Source organism: Williamsia herbipolensis (assembly GCF_000964005.1).
In the GTDB taxonomy this organism is placed as follows: domain Bacteria; phylum Actinomycetota; class Actinomycetes; order Mycobacteriales; family Mycobacteriaceae; genus Williamsia_A; species Williamsia_A herbipolensis.
Genome location: NZ_JXYP01000031.1, coordinates 88,720 through 105,690, shown reverse-complemented (window position 1 = coordinate 105,690; position 16,971 = coordinate 88,720). Strand labels below are relative to the sequence as shown.

Below are 16,971 nucleotides of genomic sequence, written 5' to 3'. Positions count from 1 at the left end.
AGTCGGTGCACCCGCTCACCTACTGCGCATCCCTGCTGACCCCGCAATGACAGGAACGAGTCCGTGACCCACCCCGGCTTCGGGCCGCCGCCTCTCGGCCCCCCATCGCCCTACGGCGGGTACCCCCCGCTGCCGTCGGCGCGACGACGCGCGGTGCCCCCGATCCTCTGGGCCGCGCTGGTCGTCATCCTCGGTCTCGTGATCGCCGTCGCGGTGTTCGCGTTCACGAACATCCACAACCGCGTCGACTCGACGGACGACGTCGCCGTGGGGGACTGCGTCTCGGTGCGCAACGCCGACAACGACGAGGTCAGCGTCCGGCGGGCCAGTTGTGGCCGCGACGAGGTCACCTATTACGTCGCGAGTACGTCGGACCTGTCACGGTCGCAGTGCCCGGGCCCGGCCTACGACCAGGTCTCGCTGTCCGGAGACGGATCACTGTGTCTGTCACCGAATCTCCGCGAAGGTCGGTGCTACGAGATCGGCTCACGATCGGCGTTCGTCGACCGTGCATGCACCGCGATCGCCCGCGGATCGAACACCATCGTGCAGGTCGCCCGCCGGACCGCGGGCGACATCACGCCGGATTGTCCGGACGGCAGTCGGGCCGTCGGGTTCGCGCTGCCGCGCCCCGTCGGCTACTGCCTCGCACCGCCGTCGGGCACACCCACCTGAACGGCCGGCTCAGCCGATCGCCGGTCCGAGCAGGTCGTCGGCGTCGGTGATGCGGTAGGCGTAGCCCTGCTCGGCGAGGAAACGCTGCCGGTGCGCGGCGTAGTCGGCATCGAGGGTGTCGCGGGAGACCACCGAGTAGAAGTGGGCCTGACCGCCGTCCTTCTTCGGTCGCAGCAGCCGGCCGAGACGCTGCGCCTCCTCCTGGCGTGACCCGAACGTTCCCGAGACCTGCACGGCCACAGACGCTTCGGGCAGATCGATGGAGAAGTTGGCGACCTTGCTGACCACCAGAGTCGAGACCTCGCCGCGCCGGAACTGCTCGAACAGGATCTCGCGCTCGGAGTTCTTGGTCGACCCCTGGATCACCGGCGCGTCGAGCGCGGCACCGAGTTCCTCGAGCTGATCGATGTAGGCGCCGATGATCAGTGTGGGCGCATCCTCGTGGCGGGCCAGGATCGACTTCACCACGTTGACCTTGGTGTGCGCGGTCGAGCAGAGCTTGTACTTCTCCTCCGGCTCGGCCACGGCGTACTGCAGCCGCTCCTCGTCGGTGAGTGTGACCCGGACCTCGATGCAGTCCGCGGGCGCGATCCAGCCCTGTGCCTCGATGTCCTTCCACGGCGCGTCATAGCGTTTCGGCCCGATCAGGCTGAACACGTCGCCCTCGCGACCGTCCTCGCGGACCAACGTCGCGGTGAGGCCGAGGCGGCGGCGCGACTGCAGGTCGGCGGTCATCCGGAACACCGGCGCGGGCAGCAGGTGCACCTCGTCGTAGATGATGAGTCCCCAGTCGCGGGAGTCGAACAGCTCCAGGTTGCGGTACTCGCCCTTCGAGCGACGGGTCATCACCTGATACGTCGCGATGGTGACCGGACGGATCTCCTTGCGCTCACCGGAGTACTCGCCGATCTCCTCCTCGGTCAGCGACGTGCGGGCGATGAGCTCGCGCTTCCACTGCCGACCGGCGACGGTGTTCGTCACCAGGATCAGGGTGGTGGCGCCGGCCTTGGCCATCGCCGCGGCGCCGACCATGGTCTTGCCCGCGCCACAGGGCAGCACGACGACGCCCGAGCCGCCGGCCCAGAACGAATCGGCCGCCATCTGCTGATAATCGCGGAGCTCCCAGTCGGTCTCGGCGAGCTCGATCGGATGCGCCTCGCCGTCGACGTACCCGGCGAGATCCTCAGCAGGCCAACCGATCTTGAGCAGCAACTGCTTGATGTGACCGCGCTCCGACGGATGCACCACGACGGTGTCGTCGTCGAGCCGCGCGCCGAGCATCGGCGCGATCTTCTTGTGTCGCATCACCTCTTCGAGCACCGCGCGATCGAGGCTGACCAGGGTGAGACCGTGCACCGGGCTCTTCACCAGCTGCAGACGGCCGAAGCGGCCCATGGTGTCGACGATGTCCATCAGCAGCGGCTGGGGCACCGCATAGCGGGAGAAGCTGACCAGGGCGTCGACCACCTGCTCGGCGTCGTGACCGGCGGCGCGCGCGTTCCACAGCGCCAACGGGGTGATGCGATAGGTGTGCACGTGCTCGGGGGCACGTTCGAGCTCGGCGAACGGCGCGATCGCGCCACGCGCGGCGGGCGCATCGGGGTGGTCGACCTCGAGGAGCAGGGTCTTGTCGGACTGGACGATCAAAGGGCCTTCGGTCACCGATCCATTGTCCACGGTTTTCGCAGACCGTGTCGCGGCCGGTGGGACAGGCCCCTCGCAGCTAGGAGCCCTCGAGCAGTTCCACCGAGGTGATGCGGTGCAGGGCGTAGCGCTCGTCGGCGCCGTCGGCATCGTTCACAACGAGCTGACCTGCACCGACGAGCTTCGGGACGACCACGTGCTTGCTCGCCGAGCCGTGCGCGTCGACGTAGCCGATCCGCACCTCGCGGCCCACGCGCATCGCCAGTTGCAACAGGGCGGTGGCCGGCTCGCCTCCGCCGGCGCGGACCGCGCTCGTCGAGTGCGCCGGGACCGCGGAGACGGCGGTGTCCTGCATCCGCATGCGGGTGACCACCGTCGCCAGCTGGTCGGCGTTCGGGGTGGGTGGTCGGCGGGCCGATCGACGTTGATTGCGCTGGATGGGCACACGCGCGCCGCGCTCACGCAGGTCGACCAGATCGCCCGCACTGTCCTCGCCCGCGGGTGCGAATCCGGCCGCGCGCAGTTCGTCGAGCACCTGCCGCAGCGGTGCCTGCGACACCGCGACCGTGGGGGCGAGGGCCCGGAGAGCCAGCGCCTCGGTGACCGGCGAGGACAGCACAGCCGCCAGCGTCGTCGCGTCCTCGCACCGGATGAACGACGAGGCGACACCGACGCGCAGTTGACCGTGGCGCCGCGCGACGTCGTCGATCAGGTACTCGAGCGACTGCGGCACCGGGGTCTTCGAGTGCGCGGTGAAGAAGCCCATCAACTCGGTGCCGGTGCGCCCGGTGTCGAGGGCGCGGCGCACCGAGGTGTCGGTGACGCGATACACCGATGCGGCGCCGCCGGATTCGAGATCGGCGACGAGCGCGAGTTCTGCCGACAACTCTGCGGTGAGCGGTCCGGGCGCGGTGACCGTGAGGTCGGCCTGGGTGAGGAAGAAGTCGATCGGGTCAGGCAGCGCCTTGGCCATCGCGGCCACGACCGGCTTGTCGACGTCGACCGCGGTGACGTCGCGCTCGGCCATCGTCAGCAGCGCGCGGCCCGACGCCGTCAGGGCGCCGTGCGCGACGAGACCCAGCGCGCGCGCCTCCTCCAGGGTGGCATCGACGAGCCGCCGGGACAGCCGGCGTTGCCACCGGGGGTGTCGCCAGGCGATCAGGGCCATCAACGCGTCGGGGTCGATCGACTTGCCGGGCGCACCGGCGGCCAGCGCGGTCAACACCATTCGCCGTTCGACCACCGCCGAGACGTCGTAGAGGTCACCGGCGAGCGAGGGGATCGGTGCGCCCTCGGTGCTCGCCTCGCCGATCTGCCAGGGCCGTCGCGGCAACGTCAGCCAGGCGTCGGCGATGGCGAGCCAGCGCCGCTCGGGCGGTTGGTGGAGCCAGGGGTCGGCCGACACCGTCGGCGCCCACGCCGGCTCGCCGCTCTCCAGGGGCGGATCGGGGAATCCGCTGTCGATGAATCGGGCCCCGGCGAGCAGTTCCACCACGAAACCCTGTCGGGTGGCGTCGATCCCGGTCGTCTTGCTCAGCTTGCGCAGCTCCCGGACGCCGAGGCCGCCCGCCCGCAACACCAGTGCCGGCGTGGTGCCCAGCGCGTCGACGGTGTCGGTGAGGTGGCGTAGCAGTTCCAGGGCCTCGCCACCGGCGGCCGCCTCGACGTCGGCGACGGTGAACTTCCGTGCCCCGGTCACCGGGACCAGGGCGGGCTCGCGCAGATCGTGTGGCTCGCTGGGCTTCTCGCCACGCAGCAACTGTCCGAGGACGGGTGGGAGCTCGACGGTCTGGTCGTCGACGCGGGCCAGCAGACCCAGCGACACCAGCCGCGGCACGGGGCGCTGCGGGTCGGCGTCGGGCGCGGCGTCGCGGGTGCGACCCAGCGGCGACCCTGTTGCCAGCGTGTCCAACAGTTCCCGCTCGCGTTCACTCACCGACGACAGCGTCTCGGCGATGTCGGCGAGGGTCCGATCGGCCAACGGGCCGGTGAGATGCAGTGCCCGGGTGGGCAGCAGCGCGGGGGTGTGGGCGCCGGTCATCAGCTCGGTGTCGGTGCCCCACACGAGCGCGCGGGTACGCAGCAGATCGAGTCGCGCGACGATGTCGTCTTTCTCGGCCCGCCCGTCGAGCGCCCCGACGACCGCGTCGACCGACGTGGGGACACCGATGCGTCGGCGGTCGGTGTCGGTGCCGAGGCGGATCGTCTGCTCGGCCACGGCCACCGTGAGCAGATCGAGGTCGTCGGCCGCGAGGTTGATCGACGGTCCGGCCAGGGCGCGCTGGGCGAGGACCGCGGTGCCCGCGGGTGGGGGACTGGCGAGGTCGGGGCGCGCCGCCATCAACGCGACGAGCTGGTCGTCGGTGCGTGCGCCGAGGTCGGCCGCGAGCCCGCCGGGACCTGCGGCATCGATCGAGCCGTCGCGTCGATCCCCAGAACTCATCCCACCGATGATAGGGACCGCTCCCATGGCAGAATGATCGCCGTGGCTGAAAAGAAGAGATACGTCGACAACGGCTGGCCCCAGTCGGACGAGGGTGATCACGAGCACGCCGTGTCGGAGTTCGCCGCCAGCATCTCCGGAGCGCTGTCGCCCTTCGGTGACGTCGAGTTCCCGCTGCCGGTCGACCAGCTGCCGTACACGCACGCCAAGACCACGCCCAACCGCTGATCGGTGTCTGATTCGCGATCACCGGGTGACGACCTCCCCGGGGATCCCGTCGCCTCCGGTCTGACGCACATCGATGCGACCGGTGCCGCGCGCATGGTCGATGTCGGGGGAAAGTCGGTCAGCGACCGTGTCGCCGTCGCCGGTGGGACGTTCCGCACCACCGCCCAGGTGATCGACGCCCTGTCCGACGGCGCGCTCGCCAAGGGCGACGCCCTCGCGACCGCGCGCATCGCGGCCATCATGGGCGCCAAACGCACTCCCGACCTGATCCCGCTGTGCCACCAGGTGGCGCTCTCGTCGGTGACGGTCGACTTCACGATCGCCGCCGAGAGCATCGACGTCACCGCGACCGCCGCGACGTCGGATCGCACCGGTGTCGAGATGGAGGCGCTGACCGCCGTCGCCGTCGCCGGTCTCACCCTGCACGACATGGTCAAGGCACTCGATCCGTGGGCGAGCATGACCGACATCCGACTGCTCACGAAGTCCGGCGGCAAACGCGGCACCTGGTCGCGATGACCGCCCACACCGCGCGCGTCGTCGTCTCCTCGACCCGCGCCGCGGCCGGTGTCTACACCGACCGGACCGGTCCCGTGATCGCCATCTGGCTCTCCGAGCGGTCCATCGAGGTCGACGACGTCGTCGTGGTGGCCGACGGGGACGGCGTCGGCGACGCGCTCCGTGCCGCCGTCGAGGCGCAGGTGTCGCTGATCATCACCACCGGCGGCACCGGACTGCATCCCACCGACCTGACGCCCGAACAGACCCGCGCCGTCCTCGACCGCGAGATCCCCGGATTGGCCGACGCCGTGCGCGGCGCGGGTGTCGACAAGGTGCCCACCGCGATCCTCTCGCGTGGCACCGCGGGTGTCGCCGGCTCGACGCTGATCGTGAACCTCCCCGGCTCCACCGGCGGCGTGAAGGACGGTCTCGCGGTGCTCGAGCCGGTGCTCGCCCACGCTCTCGATCAGATCCGCGGCGGCGACCACTGATGGCCGCGGTCGTCGCTCGCGCTGTCGTGACCGACGCGCCCATCGACCTCGCCGACCACGAGCGTGCCGTGGTCGACGCCGCAGGCGGTGCCGCGGGCGCGGTCGTCGGTTTCATCGGCGCGGTCCGCAACCACGACGGGGGTCGCGATGTGCGCGCACTGCACTACTCGGCGCACCCCACCGCCGGCGACGTGGTCGCCGAGGTCGTCGCGAAGGTCGCCGCGGAATCGGACGGTGTGCGCGCGATCGCCGTGTCGCATCGCGTCGGTGATCTCGTGATCGGCGACGCGGCGCTCGTCGTCGCGGTGGCGGCCGACCACCGTCGCGCCGCCTTCGACGCCTGTGCCCGCCTCGTCGACGACGTCAAAGAGGCATTGCCCGTCTGGAAGCACCAGATCTTCGCCGACGGCACCGACGAATGGGTCGGCTCGGCCTGACGTCTCGGCACGTTCGGCGGACACCTTCGGCCCGCTCGGCGGGAGTTTCGGCACGGTCGGGGAATGGAAAAGGGCCCCGCACGGACGGCGAGGTCACGTGCGGGGCCCTTCGACTGCGAGCCGTGTCAGGAGATCACGGCAGGGGGAGAAGTCCCTTGTTCTGGTTGAACAGAGCGATCTGTCCGGCGTCGAGCTGGAAACCGCTGCGCTTGGCCTGCTCCCAGAACGCGGCGATGGCCGGGTTCACGCCGGGCTTGGCGACAGCCTCGTCGACCTGCTTCTTGACGTCGGCGGTGGTCTTGGCCGGTGCGGCCTCCTCCAGCGACTTCACGGGGGCCGAGGCCTTGCCGTTGAGGTCGGGCGCCTTGAACTCGGGGAGCTTCGGCACGTCGGTCGGGGCCGAACGCGGGGTCGGGGCGCCGAGGCCGGTGCCGCAGACGGGCCATGCGCCCTTGCCCTGGCCGGCGAGCACGCGCTCGGCGACAGCGATCTGCTGCTCCTTGGTGGCCTCGTTGGCCGTGGGTGCGTACTGGGTGCCGCCGTGGCCGGCCCAGGTGCTCTGGCTGAACTGCAGCCCGCCCTGGTAGCCGTTGCCGGTGTTGATTCCCCAGTTACCGCCCGACTCACACTGTGCGACCTGGTTCCACTCTGCATCAGTGGCGGCCGAGGCGTTGCCCACTCCCATGAGGAGGGTGGCGCCACCGCCGAGAACGGCGGAGGTCACGGCCACTCGGGCGACGGTACGGGTGGCGGATGACTGCTTGCGATGACGTCCGGACATAGAGCTGTTGTTTCCTCTCTCCACGCGCCGACGAAGTCAGCTGTCGGGTTCGGGCTGAGAGGTTGCCCGGCTCCGCAGTGCGGAGCTTCACCCCGAGGGACTCGTCATTGATGACGAGCTCCGTTTCCGATGCCGGCGGTCGTGACCGTCGATGTCGGAGGTGGGTCCCCCGCCCTCGTTCCTGAAGTGTGTCTCTGGAGGCTCTGTCCACGGAACGAGGTTTGGCGCGGCAGACAGAACATGTTGTTTCGGGTGTGGCCGCAGGTGCAGCCGAACGAGACGCTACGTGGTCGTCTCAGGTGTGTCATACCTTCGCATGACGAACGAGTGGACGTGTCGCCATGTATGACGAACGCGTTTCGGTCGTCATCGCAGGCCACAGCGCTGATAGCCGGTCCGTGTCCGATCCGTTATCGCCCCGTGATGTGAACAAGGTCACAGCGCGGATCGGGCATGGATTCACGTGGGTGGGAATGGTTCCGTCGACACTCGAAAAGTGGTCGCGCAGTCGGGATCTCACAGATACGCAGTTGTGACCTCAGCCACCGGCGAACGGTGGTAGAACCTCGATCACGGCGCACGGGGCGACCGGCAGGGAACGGTCGCGTACGGCGACGGAGTCGCGCAGGTAGGTACATCGCCGCAGGACCTGCGCCAACGCCGGGTTCTCGCGTCCCAGGGCCGACTCCAGGTCGCCCACGGTCGCCGACGACCCGATCTCGACGGTCTCCTCGTCGTGACCGGCGGCTGCGCGTGCCGCCGCGAAGTAGCGCACCTGCACCGCCACGGTGCCGCGGTCGACGCTCATCCGCCGATCGCGGACATCGGACGGGTGGGCTGCAGGAACCCGGGGTCGTTGATGGCGTGCCCGGGCAATTTGCCCCAGGTCGCGCCACGCCAGGCCAGTGCGATCGCGGCGTCGTCGGCGCCGGTGCGCAGGAGTGCGCGCAGATCGGTCTCGGTGGTCGAGAACAGGCAGGTGCGCAGCTGACCGTCGGCGGTGAGGCGCGTGCGGTCACAGTCGCCGCAGAACGGGCGGGTCACCGAGGCGATGATCCCGACCCGCGCGGGCGTGACGGTGCCGTCGGCATGGGTGACGTGGTGGCCGTCGACGATCCACGTCTGTGCCGGTGCCGATCCGCGTGGTGCGGTGTCGGCCACGAGAACGTAGTCGCGCGAGAGCCGCTCGACGACCTGATCGGCGGTGATCATGTCCGCCTGCGACCACTGGTGCTCGGCGTCGAGCGGCATCTGCTCGATGATCCGCAGCGAGAAGCCGTGCTCGAGGCACATGGCCAACAGGGCCGGGGCGTCGTCGAGACCGCCCTCGGGATGGAGCACCGCGTTCACCTTGACCGGCGTGAGGCCGGCCTCGGCGGCCGCGGCGAGACCGTCGAGCACGTCGGCGATGCGGTCGCGGCGGGTGATGGCCGCGAAGCGATCGCGGTCGAGGGTGTCGAGGGAGACGTTCACCCGGCTCAACCCCGCGTCGGCCAGCGCCCGCGCGTGACGACGCAGTCCCAGGCCGTTCGTGGTCACCGAGGTCTCGGGATGCCCGGGCAGTGCCGAGACGGCCTCGACGATGCGCGGCAGGTCCTTGCGGAGCAGCGGCTCGCCGCCGGTGAACCGGACGGCCTCGATGCCCAGCTCGGTGACACCGATGGTGATGAGCCGGATGATCTCGTCGGCCGAGAGCACGGCGTCGCCGGGGAGCCAGTCGAGGCCCTCGGCCGGCATGCAGTAGGTGCAGCGCAGATTGCAGCGATCGGTCAGCGAGACGCGCAGGTCACGGGCGGCACGACCGAAGGTGTCGAGCATCGGACCCTCGGTGGGCATGCCCTCGGTGTCGACCGCCGCGCCCGAGACGCCGGGCACGGCGAGCGGGATGCCCAGGGCGATGGCTGTCATGACACCAGCGTAGCCAGCTCCGACCGCGAGTGACGATCACGTCGACGGCCGCGAGGTCGCGCAGGGGTCAGGCGCGGGCCTCCAGGGCCCGGAACGTGCTCGCGTGGAACACCAGCGGCTCGATGTCGGGGTCGGCGTCGAGCGCGGTGATCTCGAGCAGCACCAGATTGTGGTCGCCGGCGGGGATCTCGTTGTAGAGGGTGCAGGAGAGGATCGCGGCGGCGTCGGGGACGAACAGTGCGCCCGAGTCGGTGACCGCGGGGGTGACGCCGTCGAAGCGGTGATCGGCCGCGCCGGCGAGCTGGCGGCACAGCGCGTCCTGGCCGGCGGAGAAGACGCTGACCCCGATCGACGGGGCGTCGCGCAGCTTCGGCCAGGTGCTCGAGGTGTGCTGCACGCACAGCGACACCAGCGGGGGATCGAGCGACACCGTGGCGAACGAGCTCGCGGCCATGCCCACCGCGACGCCGTCGATCTCGGCGCACACCGCCACGACCCCCGACGGGAAACAGCTGTATGCGCTGCGCAGGGCGTCGCCGTCGGCGGCGGGACGCAGATCGGTCACGGTCACGGTCATCGGTATCCCCTCATTCGTGCCCCCTCGTCGGTGTCCTCGTCATCGGTGCCGTCGCCCGGAACGCAGGGCGAACACGAGCGCGAGAACGAAGCCGATCGGCAGGCCGAGGGTCAGCAGGTACACCAGGGCGGGCGCGCGCGTGCCGTCGTCGAGTGCGGGGACGGCGAACATCGTCACGGTGGCCGCGAAGCCGATCGCGAAGAAGATCAGCGCTGCGTAGAGCAGCCGGTTCCGGGAAGCCGATGGCATACCCACGACGGTAGAGCAGCGCGCCGGTCGGGCGCGCATCGGCGCCCGCCGTCGGTGGTGATGGAGTCCGTGCGGGCAAATCACTCGACGACGAGGGCATAGAATGGTGGAGTAGCGCGTCGGTGAGTGGGACTGATGTCTCCACCTCGGTGCGCTTTCGTCGTGCCAGGGCATTCCCCGGGCCGACGACTCGAGACGCTACGACGATGTGAAGGTGAGCACGGTGCCTACCGGCAAGGTGAAATGGTACGACGCAGAAAAGGGCTTCGGCTTCCTGTCCCAGGAGGGTGGGGAGGATGTCTACGTGCGGTCGAGTGCGCTGCCCTCGGGCGTCGAGGGCCTCAAACCGGGCCAGAAGGTCGAGTTCGGCATGGCTGCGGGACGTCGCGGCCCGCAGGCGCTGTCGGTGACCGTGCTGGAACCGGCCCCGAGCGTCGCGAAGAACGCCCGCGAGGCCGCCGCCGCGCGCGAGCCGGCCGCCAAGCGTCATTCACCCGACGAGCTGCACGGCATGGTCGCCGATCTCATCACCCTGCTCGAGGGCAAGGTGCAGCCCGACCTCCGTCACGGCCGCTACCCGGATCGCAAGACCGCGCAGCGCATCTCCGAGGTCGTCCGCGCCGTCGCCCGGGAGCTCGAGCACTGAGTTCTCGCCTGTTCTGACACCGCTCGCGCGCTCCCTGACCGTTCGCATGCCGCTGGCGACGTGCGAACAACACGGCGTCGTGCGAACGCCGCTACCGTGCGGCCGGTACCTCGGTGTTCGGCGGCAGGGTCTTGAGCGACCAGAAGCCGCGGGTGATGGGTGCGCCGCCGGCGTCGGTGCGGCCCGAGGGCAGGCGTACCTCCACGTTCGACACGATCTTGTCCTTCGTCGACGACACGGTGAACGTGAACCGCTCGTTGGGCGCGTAGAACACCGGCGGCTCCTGCTCGAAGCCCTTCGGGGTCAGGTACTCGATCGTGAGTGCCCACGGGGCGTCGGCGATGCCCTGCGACACCGAGATGATGGCCTGCTCACCGACCGGCACGGGCAGCTCTCGCGCGAAGGTGCCCTCGGCGCCCTTGCGACAGTTCGAGAGGTCGATGTCGCACAGGATCGTCGGCTGCACCTTCACCAGTGTCTTGCCGGTGGTGGCCTGCAGGTAAGGCGCCTCCTCCTCGTGGCCGGAGGTCAGCGCGAACACGCCGCCCGCGACCACCGCCACGAAGACGACACCGATGATCGCGATGATGGCGACGAACTTCTTCTCGCCGGAGCTCAGTCTGAACACGGGGCTCTACAGTCCGTTCTTCTCGTGTGACTCGACGCGGACGCGGCGGGTGGCCAGGCGGTCGAGGTCGATGGCGCCGGTGGGTTGGGTCTGCGCCGGGCGCCGTCCACCGAACCCGGGGACCAGGGTGGCGCCGCGGTAGGTGAAGAACGTCTGCGACATCCCCAGCGCCAGCAGCACCGACACCACCGTGAAACCGATCCACAGCGTCGAGGGCAGCAGCACGCCGAGCGCGGCCCCGATCACCCAGCACAACTGCAGAACCGATTCCGATCGGCCGAACGCCGAGGCGCGCGACTCGTCGGGCAGGTCGTCCTGGATCGACGAGTCGAGACACACTTTGCCGATGGCGCTCGTCCCCGAGGCGACGAGTGCGGCCAGGGCGGCGAACAGGATGGATCCGAACACCGCGGCCAGCACGGCGGCGGCGAGGCTCGCGCCGGTCACCGCGACCACGATCTTCTGTGGGTTCCGCAGCTCGAGTCGCGTACCGGTCGCGTTGCCCACGAAGTTGCCGACACCCGCGGCCGCCCCGACCGCACCGATCAACGCCAACTGCATCCAGCCGGTGTGGGAGTTCTGGTTCGATTTCGCCCAGAACGCGATGTACAGGGTGAGGAAGCCGGTGAGGACGCGGATGGTGCCGTTGCCCCACAGGCCGGTGAGCACGTTGCGTCCCAACGGCTGTCGCATCTTTGCGGCCAGTGCCGCGGGCGTGAAGCTGCGTTCCTTGCGGTCGGTGCCGGGGCGGGCGGGCGGCTCACCGTGGTAGGCCAGCGTCGCGGGGATCTCGCCCGCGGTCACCTCCACCCACGCCGGGATGCGCATGCAGAACACCGCGCCCGCGATGGCGAGCAAGGCCAGACACACCATGGCGCCCGGCACGTGCAGGGGCAACACCTGGCCGAGCATGGTCTCGAACAGTGCGGCGGTGGCGCCGCCGATGACCGTGCCGGCCACCAGTCCCCACGTGGTCAGGCGGGAGTTCACGCGCACGAGGTCGATGCTCGGCGGCAGAACGCGAGGTGTGACAGCGGATTTGAGTACACCGAACGATTTCGACAGCACCAGCAGACCCAGCGCACAGGGATAGAGCACCCACGGGTCGTAGGTCAACTGGTCCTTCACCGGGTCCCACCCGGCGTTGGTCATGATGAGCAGGGCCAGCAGGACCCGGATCCCGAACGTGGTGGCCATCGCGATGCGACGCCCGCGCTGCAGTTTGTCGAGCGCGGGACCGATGAGCGGCGCGATGAGTGCGAACGGGGCGATGGTCAGCGCGAGGTACAGCGCCACCTTGCCCTTCGACTCGGCGCTCGCCGCGGCGAAGAACAGGGTGTTGGCGAGAGCGACGGTCATCGCGGCGTCGACGGCGTTGTTCAGGATCACCGGGAACGTGAGCGCGGTGAGGCCCGATCGATCGGCGCCGTCGGCGGTGGCGGCGCGGTGGAGTTTGTCGATGCCCTTGGAGGTGAGCTCGCGCCCGCGCAGGGCGGCGACCCGGGTGACGGTGAGCTTGCGCGGCATCGCGCGCGAACCGTCCCTCGTCGTGCCGCGCTCGGGCTCCGGCGGGTGGTCGCGCTCCACGCGGTCGTCGAGCGGGTCGAGGTGCGGATTGTGCGTGGGCGGCGGCCGGTAGGCCGAGGTACGGGGTGCGGTCGAGGAGCGTGGCGGCATCGGGACGCGACGACGCCCGTCGACGGGATAGTTCGCGGCGCCCGGATGTTCGCCGGCGGGCCGGTCGCCGGGCCCCACGAAACGGTCGGTGGGAGCCGCCGGATCGGCCTGCGCGCGCCGCATACGCGGACGTACTCCGCGACGCTCTCCGGGCCGGTTCACCGTGCCGATTCTTCCCTATCGCTCCGATCGCGACCAACCCGCAACGCGGGTGTCGGCGTCCGATGCGGCAGAATGACGGTGTGAATACTGTGGTGGACGGTGCTGACGCCGCGTTCGAGGACTCGCCGACCGACCGGTCGACGTCGACAGCCGATCTCGAGGCGCGCCTGATCGCCGCCGTCGACATCGCGCGTGAGGCCGTCGAGGCCTCCGGCGAGGGCGCGGTGGGCGAGCACATCGAAGCTGTCGTCGAGGGCGACTGCACCGTGTCGCACTACTTCGCCGCCGACATCACCGGCTACCGCGGCTGGGTCTGGTGCTCGGTGCTCGCGACCTGTCCGCCGGTCGACGCCGGCGATGACATCGACATCACCGTCAGCGAGATCGCACTGCTGCCCGGCTCCGATGCGCTCACCGCGCCGCAGTGGGTGCCGTGGTCGCAGCGGATCGCCCCCGGGGATCTCGGGCCCGGCGACGTCCTGGCCGCCCCGGCCGACGACCCGCGTCTCGTCCCGAACCACATCGACTCCGATTCGTTGCAGTCGGAGTCCGACCTCGAAGATGTGTCCGCCGTCATGCTCGAACTCGGACTCGGACGCACCCGCGTGCTCTCGCGCGAAGGCCGTGACGATGCCGCGACCCGCTGGTTCGAGGGCGCCCACGGTCCCGACAGCGACATGGCCGGAGCCAGCAAACTGCACTGCGGGAGTTGCGGCTTCTATCTCCCGGTCGCCGGCGCCCTCCGAGTCGCGTTCGGTGTCTGCGCCAACGAGTACGCCGCCGACGGCACCGTCGTCTCCGCCGAATACGGTTGCGGTGCGCACTCCGACGCGGTCGCGCCCTCGGGCGAGGGATCGCCCGCCTACGACGCCTACGACGACGGCGCCATCGAGATCGTGCCCGCCGCACCCGCCGACAACGCACCCGCCGACAACGCGCCTGTCGTTGCCGCGCCGGAAGCCGAGTCGGACACGGTGGCGTCGGACACGGTCGCGTCGGTCGACGCACCCACCGAGGCGGAGGTCGCGCCCGTGGCCGACGAATCCGCCTCCGCCGACAGCTGATCCGTCTTCGCGGCCGGCGATGACCACCGTCGTTCCGCCGGACCACGACCCGTTCGACACCGCATCGATCCGGTCGTCGACACTGCGGTCGTGGGAATCGTCGGCCACCCGGCTCGCCGAGGACGTCGCGGCCGAATCCGAACTCGTCGAGTTCGGATACCGCGATCGACTGCTGACCGAACTCGCGGCCAACGCCGCCGATGCCGCCCACGCCGCCGGTGGTGGAGCGCTCGCGGTGTGGCTCGAACCCGACACCGTCCTCCACGTCGCGAACACCGGCTCGCCGTTGCACGCCGAGGGTGTGCGTTCCCTGGCGGCGCTGCGGGTGTCGGCCAAGGCCGGGTCGGATGCGGGAGCGGGACAGGTCGGACGGTTCGGCGTGGGCTTCAACGCCGTCGCCTCGGTCGGGGTCGAGGTGTCTGTCCGATCGACGACCGGCGGCGTCGTGTTCGGGCTGGATCGCACCCGGGAAGCGTTGAGCGACAGCGATGTCGCCGTCGCGGAGTCGACCGTCCCCATGCTCCGGTTGCCGTGGCCGGACCCGATTCCACCCGCCGACGGCTACGACACCGAGGTCGTCATCCTGCTGCGCGACGACGTCGACGGACCGGCGCTCCTCGCGTCGATGGCCGGTGAGGCCACCACCCTGTTACTGGAACTGCCTGCGCTGCAGGCGATCCGCTGCGGCGACACGTCGGTGCGACGACACGACAGCACCGTCGACGACGTCGACACCATCACCATCGGCGCCGCGACCTGGACGCAGATCCGCACCGCACACGCGCGGTGGCTGATGCCCGGGCCCGCGGATGCGCCGGTGCCACACGGCGCCGACGTCCTGCACGCCCCCACCCGCACCGACCTGGCCCTGACCCTGCCCGCGATGTGCGTCGCCGACGTCGCGGTCACGCCGGATCGGCGTGCGCTGCACCCCGACACCGACATCCGCGTCGTCGCCGACGGATACCATCGACTCGCCCTGGCGCTGCACCCCGCGCACCGACTCGCGGTCCTCCCGTCGGCGGGTTTCCCGGCGAGCGCCACCGACGGTGTGCTCCGCGACGCCGTGATCGCCGACCTCGCCGATCACAGTTGGTTGCCCACCGCCGACGGTGAACTGGTCGCTCCCGCTCGCGCCGTCGTGATCGCCGATGCCACAGAGCGTGTCACCGACATGGTGGCCGAGTTCCTCGACGGTGTCGTCGTCGCCGCGCTGTCCGACACGACGTCGCTGCGCCGCCTCGCCGGGGTCGGTGTCACCGAGACGTCCCTCGTCGAGGTGTGCGAACGACTCTCCGGCGTGACGCGCCCGCCGCGGTGGTGGCACGACCTCTACGAGGCCATCTCGCCGATGATCGCCGACGACAGGGTCCGAGGGGAGATCGCGACGATCCCGGTGCCCCGAGCCGACGGCCGGATGTCGATCGGGGTCCGCGGCCTGGTGCTGGCCGACGTCGGCGCGAGAGCCGACAGCGCCGACGACACCGCGCCGCCATCGATCTCATGGGTCGCCACGGTGCACCCCGAGGCCGAGCACCCGCTGCTCGAACGGCTCGGCGCGCAGCGACGATCGGTGAGCGAGCTGCTCGCCGACCCCGCACTGCGGTCGGCCATCACCGAGACCCACGAGTCCGACTCGTGGGCGTCCGACGGAATCCCCGGCGACGACCCGGCGGAGCGGTTGGCACACGAGGTGCTCGGTCTCGTGGCCGCCGACCCCGAGGCCGACATCCCACCCTGGTTGGGGCAGTTGCTCATCCCGACCCGGACCGACTCACCCGACGACGACCCGCTGCGGCCCGCCGACGAACTCCTGCTGCCCGACAGTCCGATCGCGTCGGTGCTCGTGGCCGACGCGCCGTTCGGTCGTGTCGCCGCCGATGTCGTGACGAGGCACGGCGTCGACGCGCTGCGTCGGATCGGTGTCGGGTGGGGTTTCACCGTCGTCGCCGACGAGTTGCCCACGGGCCCCGACCACGACCTCCCCGACGAGGCGCAGTGGTGGGACCACCTCGATGCCGAGCCGCAACGACTCGTCGCGGTGCGCGATCTCGATCTCGTCGACCCCGACCGATGGCCCGCCGCTCTGTCGCTCCTCGCGACCGACCCGACGACGGTTGCCACACTGACCGATCCGGCCGGCTACACCGCCTGGTGGCTGCGGACCTATGCGGAGATCGACGACACGCCGCTGGGGTGGTTCCGCGCACCCGACGACGCCACCTTCGCCGGTGTTCTCGACCCGCTCGATCATCCGCACGCCGCTCTGCTCGCCGGTGCGCTCGCCGGCGCCGAGGTCACCTCGACCGATCTGGCCGCGGTGGTGCTGCGTCGCCTCGGTGACCCCGACCGCGCGATCGCCCCCGGTGTCGCCGCGACGGCCCACGCCGCGTTGGTGCGCGCACATCGTCGGGGCGTGCTCGACCTCGACGACCTGGATCCGCCGGTCGGGGTGCGCACCCTCGCGGGCACCGTCTGCGAGACCGCCGTCGTCATCGACGCGCCGTGGATGCTGCAGATCGTCGACCCAGGCGAGGCCGTGGTGCTGCCACCGCCGCTGGTGTCGGCCGACGCGTCGCACCTGGCCACGATCCTCGACATCGCGACCGCGGGGGAGGACATCGCGGTCACCGTCGTCGAACCGGGTGAGCCGTCGACGTGGGCGCAGAGCGCGGTGGCGCTGACCTTCGCGCTGGCCACCGGCATCGCCTCGCCCGGCGGCGAGGTGCGCCTGCACGACACCGTGCGACTCGATGTGCGGCGGGGCAGCGACACCCGCCGCGTCGAGGTCGACTGGTGGGTCGACGACGCGGGGATCCACCACCTGGGCCGACCGGTGGGACACAGCCGGTAGAAAGGT

The 16,971-nt window shown here is 70.5% G+C and carries 17 protein-coding genes and 1 riboswitch; of the genes, 8 read left to right on the top strand and 9 right to left on the bottom strand.

Annotated elements, in window-relative coordinates; genetic code table 11:
* Window positions 1–63 precede the first annotated feature (63 nt).
* The gene (locus TU34_RS22435) at window positions 64–675 is read left to right on the top strand and encodes an LppU/SCO3897 family protein (RefSeq protein WP_150116584.1); all 612 of its coding nucleotides are present in this window, start codon (window positions 64–66) and stop codon (window positions 673–675) included.
* 9 nt (window positions 676–684) lie between these two features.
* On the opposite strand, the gene TU34_RS17440 is transcribed toward TU34_RS22435, so the two are convergent.
* Together TU34_RS17440 and TU34_RS17435 are read right to left on the bottom strand one after the other, a co-directional pair.
* Window positions 685–2,337: a DNA repair helicase XPB gene (locus tag TU34_RS17440; protein ID WP_045824187.1), complete on the bottom strand. Its 1,653-nt coding sequence runs from the start codon at window positions 2,335–2,337 to the stop codon at window positions 685–687.
* A 61-nt stretch (window positions 2,338–2,398) separates the two neighbouring features.
* Window positions 2,399–4,762 carry a helicase-associated domain-containing protein gene (locus tag TU34_RS17435; RefSeq protein ID WP_045824155.1) on the bottom strand — a complete coding sequence of 788 codons (2,364 nt, stop codon included), beginning with the start codon at window positions 4,760–4,762 and terminating at the stop codon, window positions 2,399–2,401.
* A gap of 33 nt (window positions 4,763–4,795) precedes the next feature.
* On the opposite strand from TU34_RS17435, the gene TU34_RS17430 reads away from it, so the two are divergent.
* The 4 genes from TU34_RS17430 to TU34_RS17415 all read left to right on the top strand — a co-directional run bounded on the left by TU34_RS17430 (window position 4,796) and on the right by TU34_RS17415 (window position 6,419).
* A complete protein-coding gene (locus TU34_RS17430; RefSeq protein WP_045824154.1) occupies window positions 4,796–4,990 on the top strand; it encodes a hypothetical protein in 195 nt (64 codons plus the stop codon).
* A 93-nt stretch (window positions 4,991–5,083) separates the two neighbouring features.
* Window positions 5,084–5,509, top strand: a complete 426-nt coding sequence (gene moaC, locus TU34_RS17425) for a cyclic pyranopterin monophosphate synthase MoaC (RefSeq protein ID WP_045824186.1) — start codon at window positions 5,084–5,086, stop codon at window positions 5,507–5,509.
* Complete coding sequence (locus tag TU34_RS17420; protein WP_045824153.1) at window positions 5,506–5,982, top strand: MogA/MoaB family molybdenum cofactor biosynthesis protein; 477 nt, start codon at window positions 5,506–5,508, stop codon at window positions 5,980–5,982. Before moaC ends, TU34_RS17420 begins: the two co-directional genes overlap by 4 nt.
* Window positions 5,982–6,419 carry a molybdenum cofactor biosynthesis protein MoaE gene (locus TU34_RS17415; RefSeq protein WP_045824152.1) on the top strand — a complete coding sequence of 146 codons (438 nt, stop codon included), beginning with the start codon at window positions 5,982–5,984 and terminating at the stop codon, window positions 6,417–6,419. Before TU34_RS17420 ends, TU34_RS17415 begins: the two co-directional genes overlap by 1 nt.
* A 133-nt stretch (window positions 6,420–6,552) precedes the next feature.
* On the opposite strand, the gene TU34_RS17410 is transcribed toward TU34_RS17415, so the two are convergent.
* The 5 genes from TU34_RS17410 to TU34_RS17390 all read right to left on the bottom strand — a co-directional run bounded on the left by TU34_RS17410 (window position 6,553) and on the right by TU34_RS17390 (window position 9,934).
* Window positions 6,553–7,200, bottom strand: coding sequence for a transglycosylase family protein (locus tag TU34_RS17410; protein WP_045824151.1), 648 nt, complete (start codon window positions 7,198–7,200; stop codon window positions 6,553–6,555).
* A gap of 9 nt (window positions 7,201–7,209) precedes the next feature.
* Window positions 7,210–7,348: riboswitch (cyclic di-AMP (ydaO/yuaA leader) on the bottom strand.
* A gap of 390 nt (window positions 7,349–7,738) precedes the next feature.
* Entirely contained in the window at window positions 7,739–8,008 is a 270-nt protein-coding gene (locus tag TU34_RS17405; protein ID WP_408068700.1) for a MoaD/ThiS family protein, read from the bottom strand.
* The gene (gene moaA / locus TU34_RS17400) at window positions 8,005–9,036 is read right to left on the bottom strand and encodes a GTP 3',8-cyclase MoaA (protein WP_238981368.1); all 1,032 of its coding nucleotides are present in this window, start codon (window positions 9,034–9,036) and stop codon (window positions 8,005–8,007) included. The genes TU34_RS17405 and moaA overlap by 4 nt, the downstream gene beginning before the upstream one ends.
* 139 nt (window positions 9,037–9,175) lie before the next feature.
* Complete coding sequence (locus tag TU34_RS17395) at window positions 9,176–9,685, bottom strand: flavin reductase family protein (protein WP_045824149.1); 510 nt, start codon at window positions 9,683–9,685, stop codon at window positions 9,176–9,178.
* A 39-nt stretch (window positions 9,686–9,724) separates the two neighbouring features.
* Window positions 9,725–9,934, bottom strand: a complete 210-nt coding sequence (locus TU34_RS17390; protein ID WP_045824148.1) for a hypothetical protein — start codon at window positions 9,932–9,934, stop codon at window positions 9,725–9,727.
* A 223-nt stretch (window positions 9,935–10,157) separates the two neighbouring features.
* Between TU34_RS17390 and TU34_RS24510 the strand changes: the two genes are divergently transcribed.
* Window positions 10,158–10,580, top strand: a complete 423-nt coding sequence (locus tag TU34_RS24510; RefSeq protein ID WP_045824184.1) for a cold-shock protein — start codon at window positions 10,158–10,160, stop codon at window positions 10,578–10,580.
* A 91-nt stretch (window positions 10,581–10,671) separates the two neighbouring features.
* Here the strand turns inward: TU34_RS24510 and TU34_RS17380 are convergent, their stop codons facing one another.
* Both TU34_RS17380 and TU34_RS17375 read right to left on the bottom strand, forming a co-directional pair.
* Window positions 10,672–11,208, bottom strand: coding sequence for a DUF2771 family protein (locus TU34_RS17380; protein ID WP_052689018.1), 537 nt, complete (start codon window positions 11,206–11,208; stop codon window positions 10,672–10,674).
* Between the two features lie 6 nt (window positions 11,209–11,214).
* A complete protein-coding gene (locus TU34_RS17375) occupies window positions 11,215–13,008 on the bottom strand; it encodes an MFS transporter (RefSeq protein ID WP_045824147.1) in 1,794 nt (597 codons plus the stop codon).
* 206 nt (window positions 13,009–13,214) lie between these two features.
* On the opposite strand from TU34_RS17375, the gene TU34_RS17370 reads away from it, so the two are divergent.
* A complete protein-coding gene (locus tag TU34_RS17370; RefSeq protein ID WP_338063010.1) occupies window positions 13,215–14,111 on the top strand; it encodes a DUF3027 domain-containing protein in 897 nt (298 codons plus the stop codon).
* A gap of 19 nt (window positions 14,112–14,130) precedes the next feature.
* Window positions 14,131–16,965, top strand: coding sequence for a sacsin N-terminal ATP-binding-like domain-containing protein (locus TU34_RS17365; RefSeq protein ID WP_045824146.1), 2,835 nt, complete (start codon window positions 14,131–14,133; stop codon window positions 16,963–16,965).
* Window positions 16,966–16,971: the final 6 nt, after the last annotated feature.

Bases quoted from the DNA above. Each gene is read 5' to 3' on its own strand.
- TU34_RS17390 (WP_045824148.1), bottom strand. From the start codon at position 9,934: ATGCCATCGGCTTCCCGGAACCGGCTGCTCTACGCAGCGCTGATCTTC.
- TU34_RS17415 (WP_045824152.1), top strand. From the start codon at position 5,982: ATGGCCGCGGTCGTCGCTCGCGCTGTCGTGACCGACGCGCCCATCGAC.
- TU34_RS17435 (WP_045824155.1), bottom strand. From the start codon at position 4,762: ATGAGTTCTGGGGATCGACGCGACGGCTCGATCGATGCCGCAGGTCCC.
- TU34_RS17410 (WP_045824151.1), bottom strand. From the start codon at position 7,200: ATGTCCGGACGTCATCGCAAGCAGTCATCCGCCACCCGTACCGTCGCC.
- moaA (WP_238981368.1), bottom strand. From the start codon at position 9,036: ATGCCCACCGAGGGTCCGATGCTCGACACCTTCGGTCGTGCCGCCCGT.
- TU34_RS17365 (WP_045824146.1), top strand. From the start codon at position 14,131: ATGACCACCGTCGTTCCGCCGGACCACGACCCGTTCGACACCGCATCG.
- TU34_RS17395 (WP_045824149.1), bottom strand. From the start codon at position 9,685: ATGACCGTGACCGTGACCGATCTGCGTCCCGCCGCCGACGGCGACGCC.
- TU34_RS17430 (WP_045824154.1), top strand. From the start codon at position 4,796: ATGATCGCCGTGGCTGAAAAGAAGAGATACGTCGACAACGGCTGGCCC.
- TU34_RS17420 (WP_045824153.1), top strand. From the start codon at position 5,506: ATGACCGCCCACACCGCGCGCGTCGTCGTCTCCTCGACCCGCGCCGCG.
- TU34_RS17375 (WP_045824147.1), bottom strand. From the start codon at position 13,008: ATGCGGCGCGCGCAGGCCGATCCGGCGGCTCCCACCGACCGTTTCGTG.
- TU34_RS17405 (WP_408068700.1), bottom strand. From the start codon at position 8,008: ATGAGCGTCGACCGCGGCACCGTGGCGGTGCAGGTGCGCTACTTCGCG.
- moaC (WP_045824186.1), top strand. From the start codon at position 5,084: ATGGTCGATGTCGGGGGAAAGTCGGTCAGCGACCGTGTCGCCGTCGCC.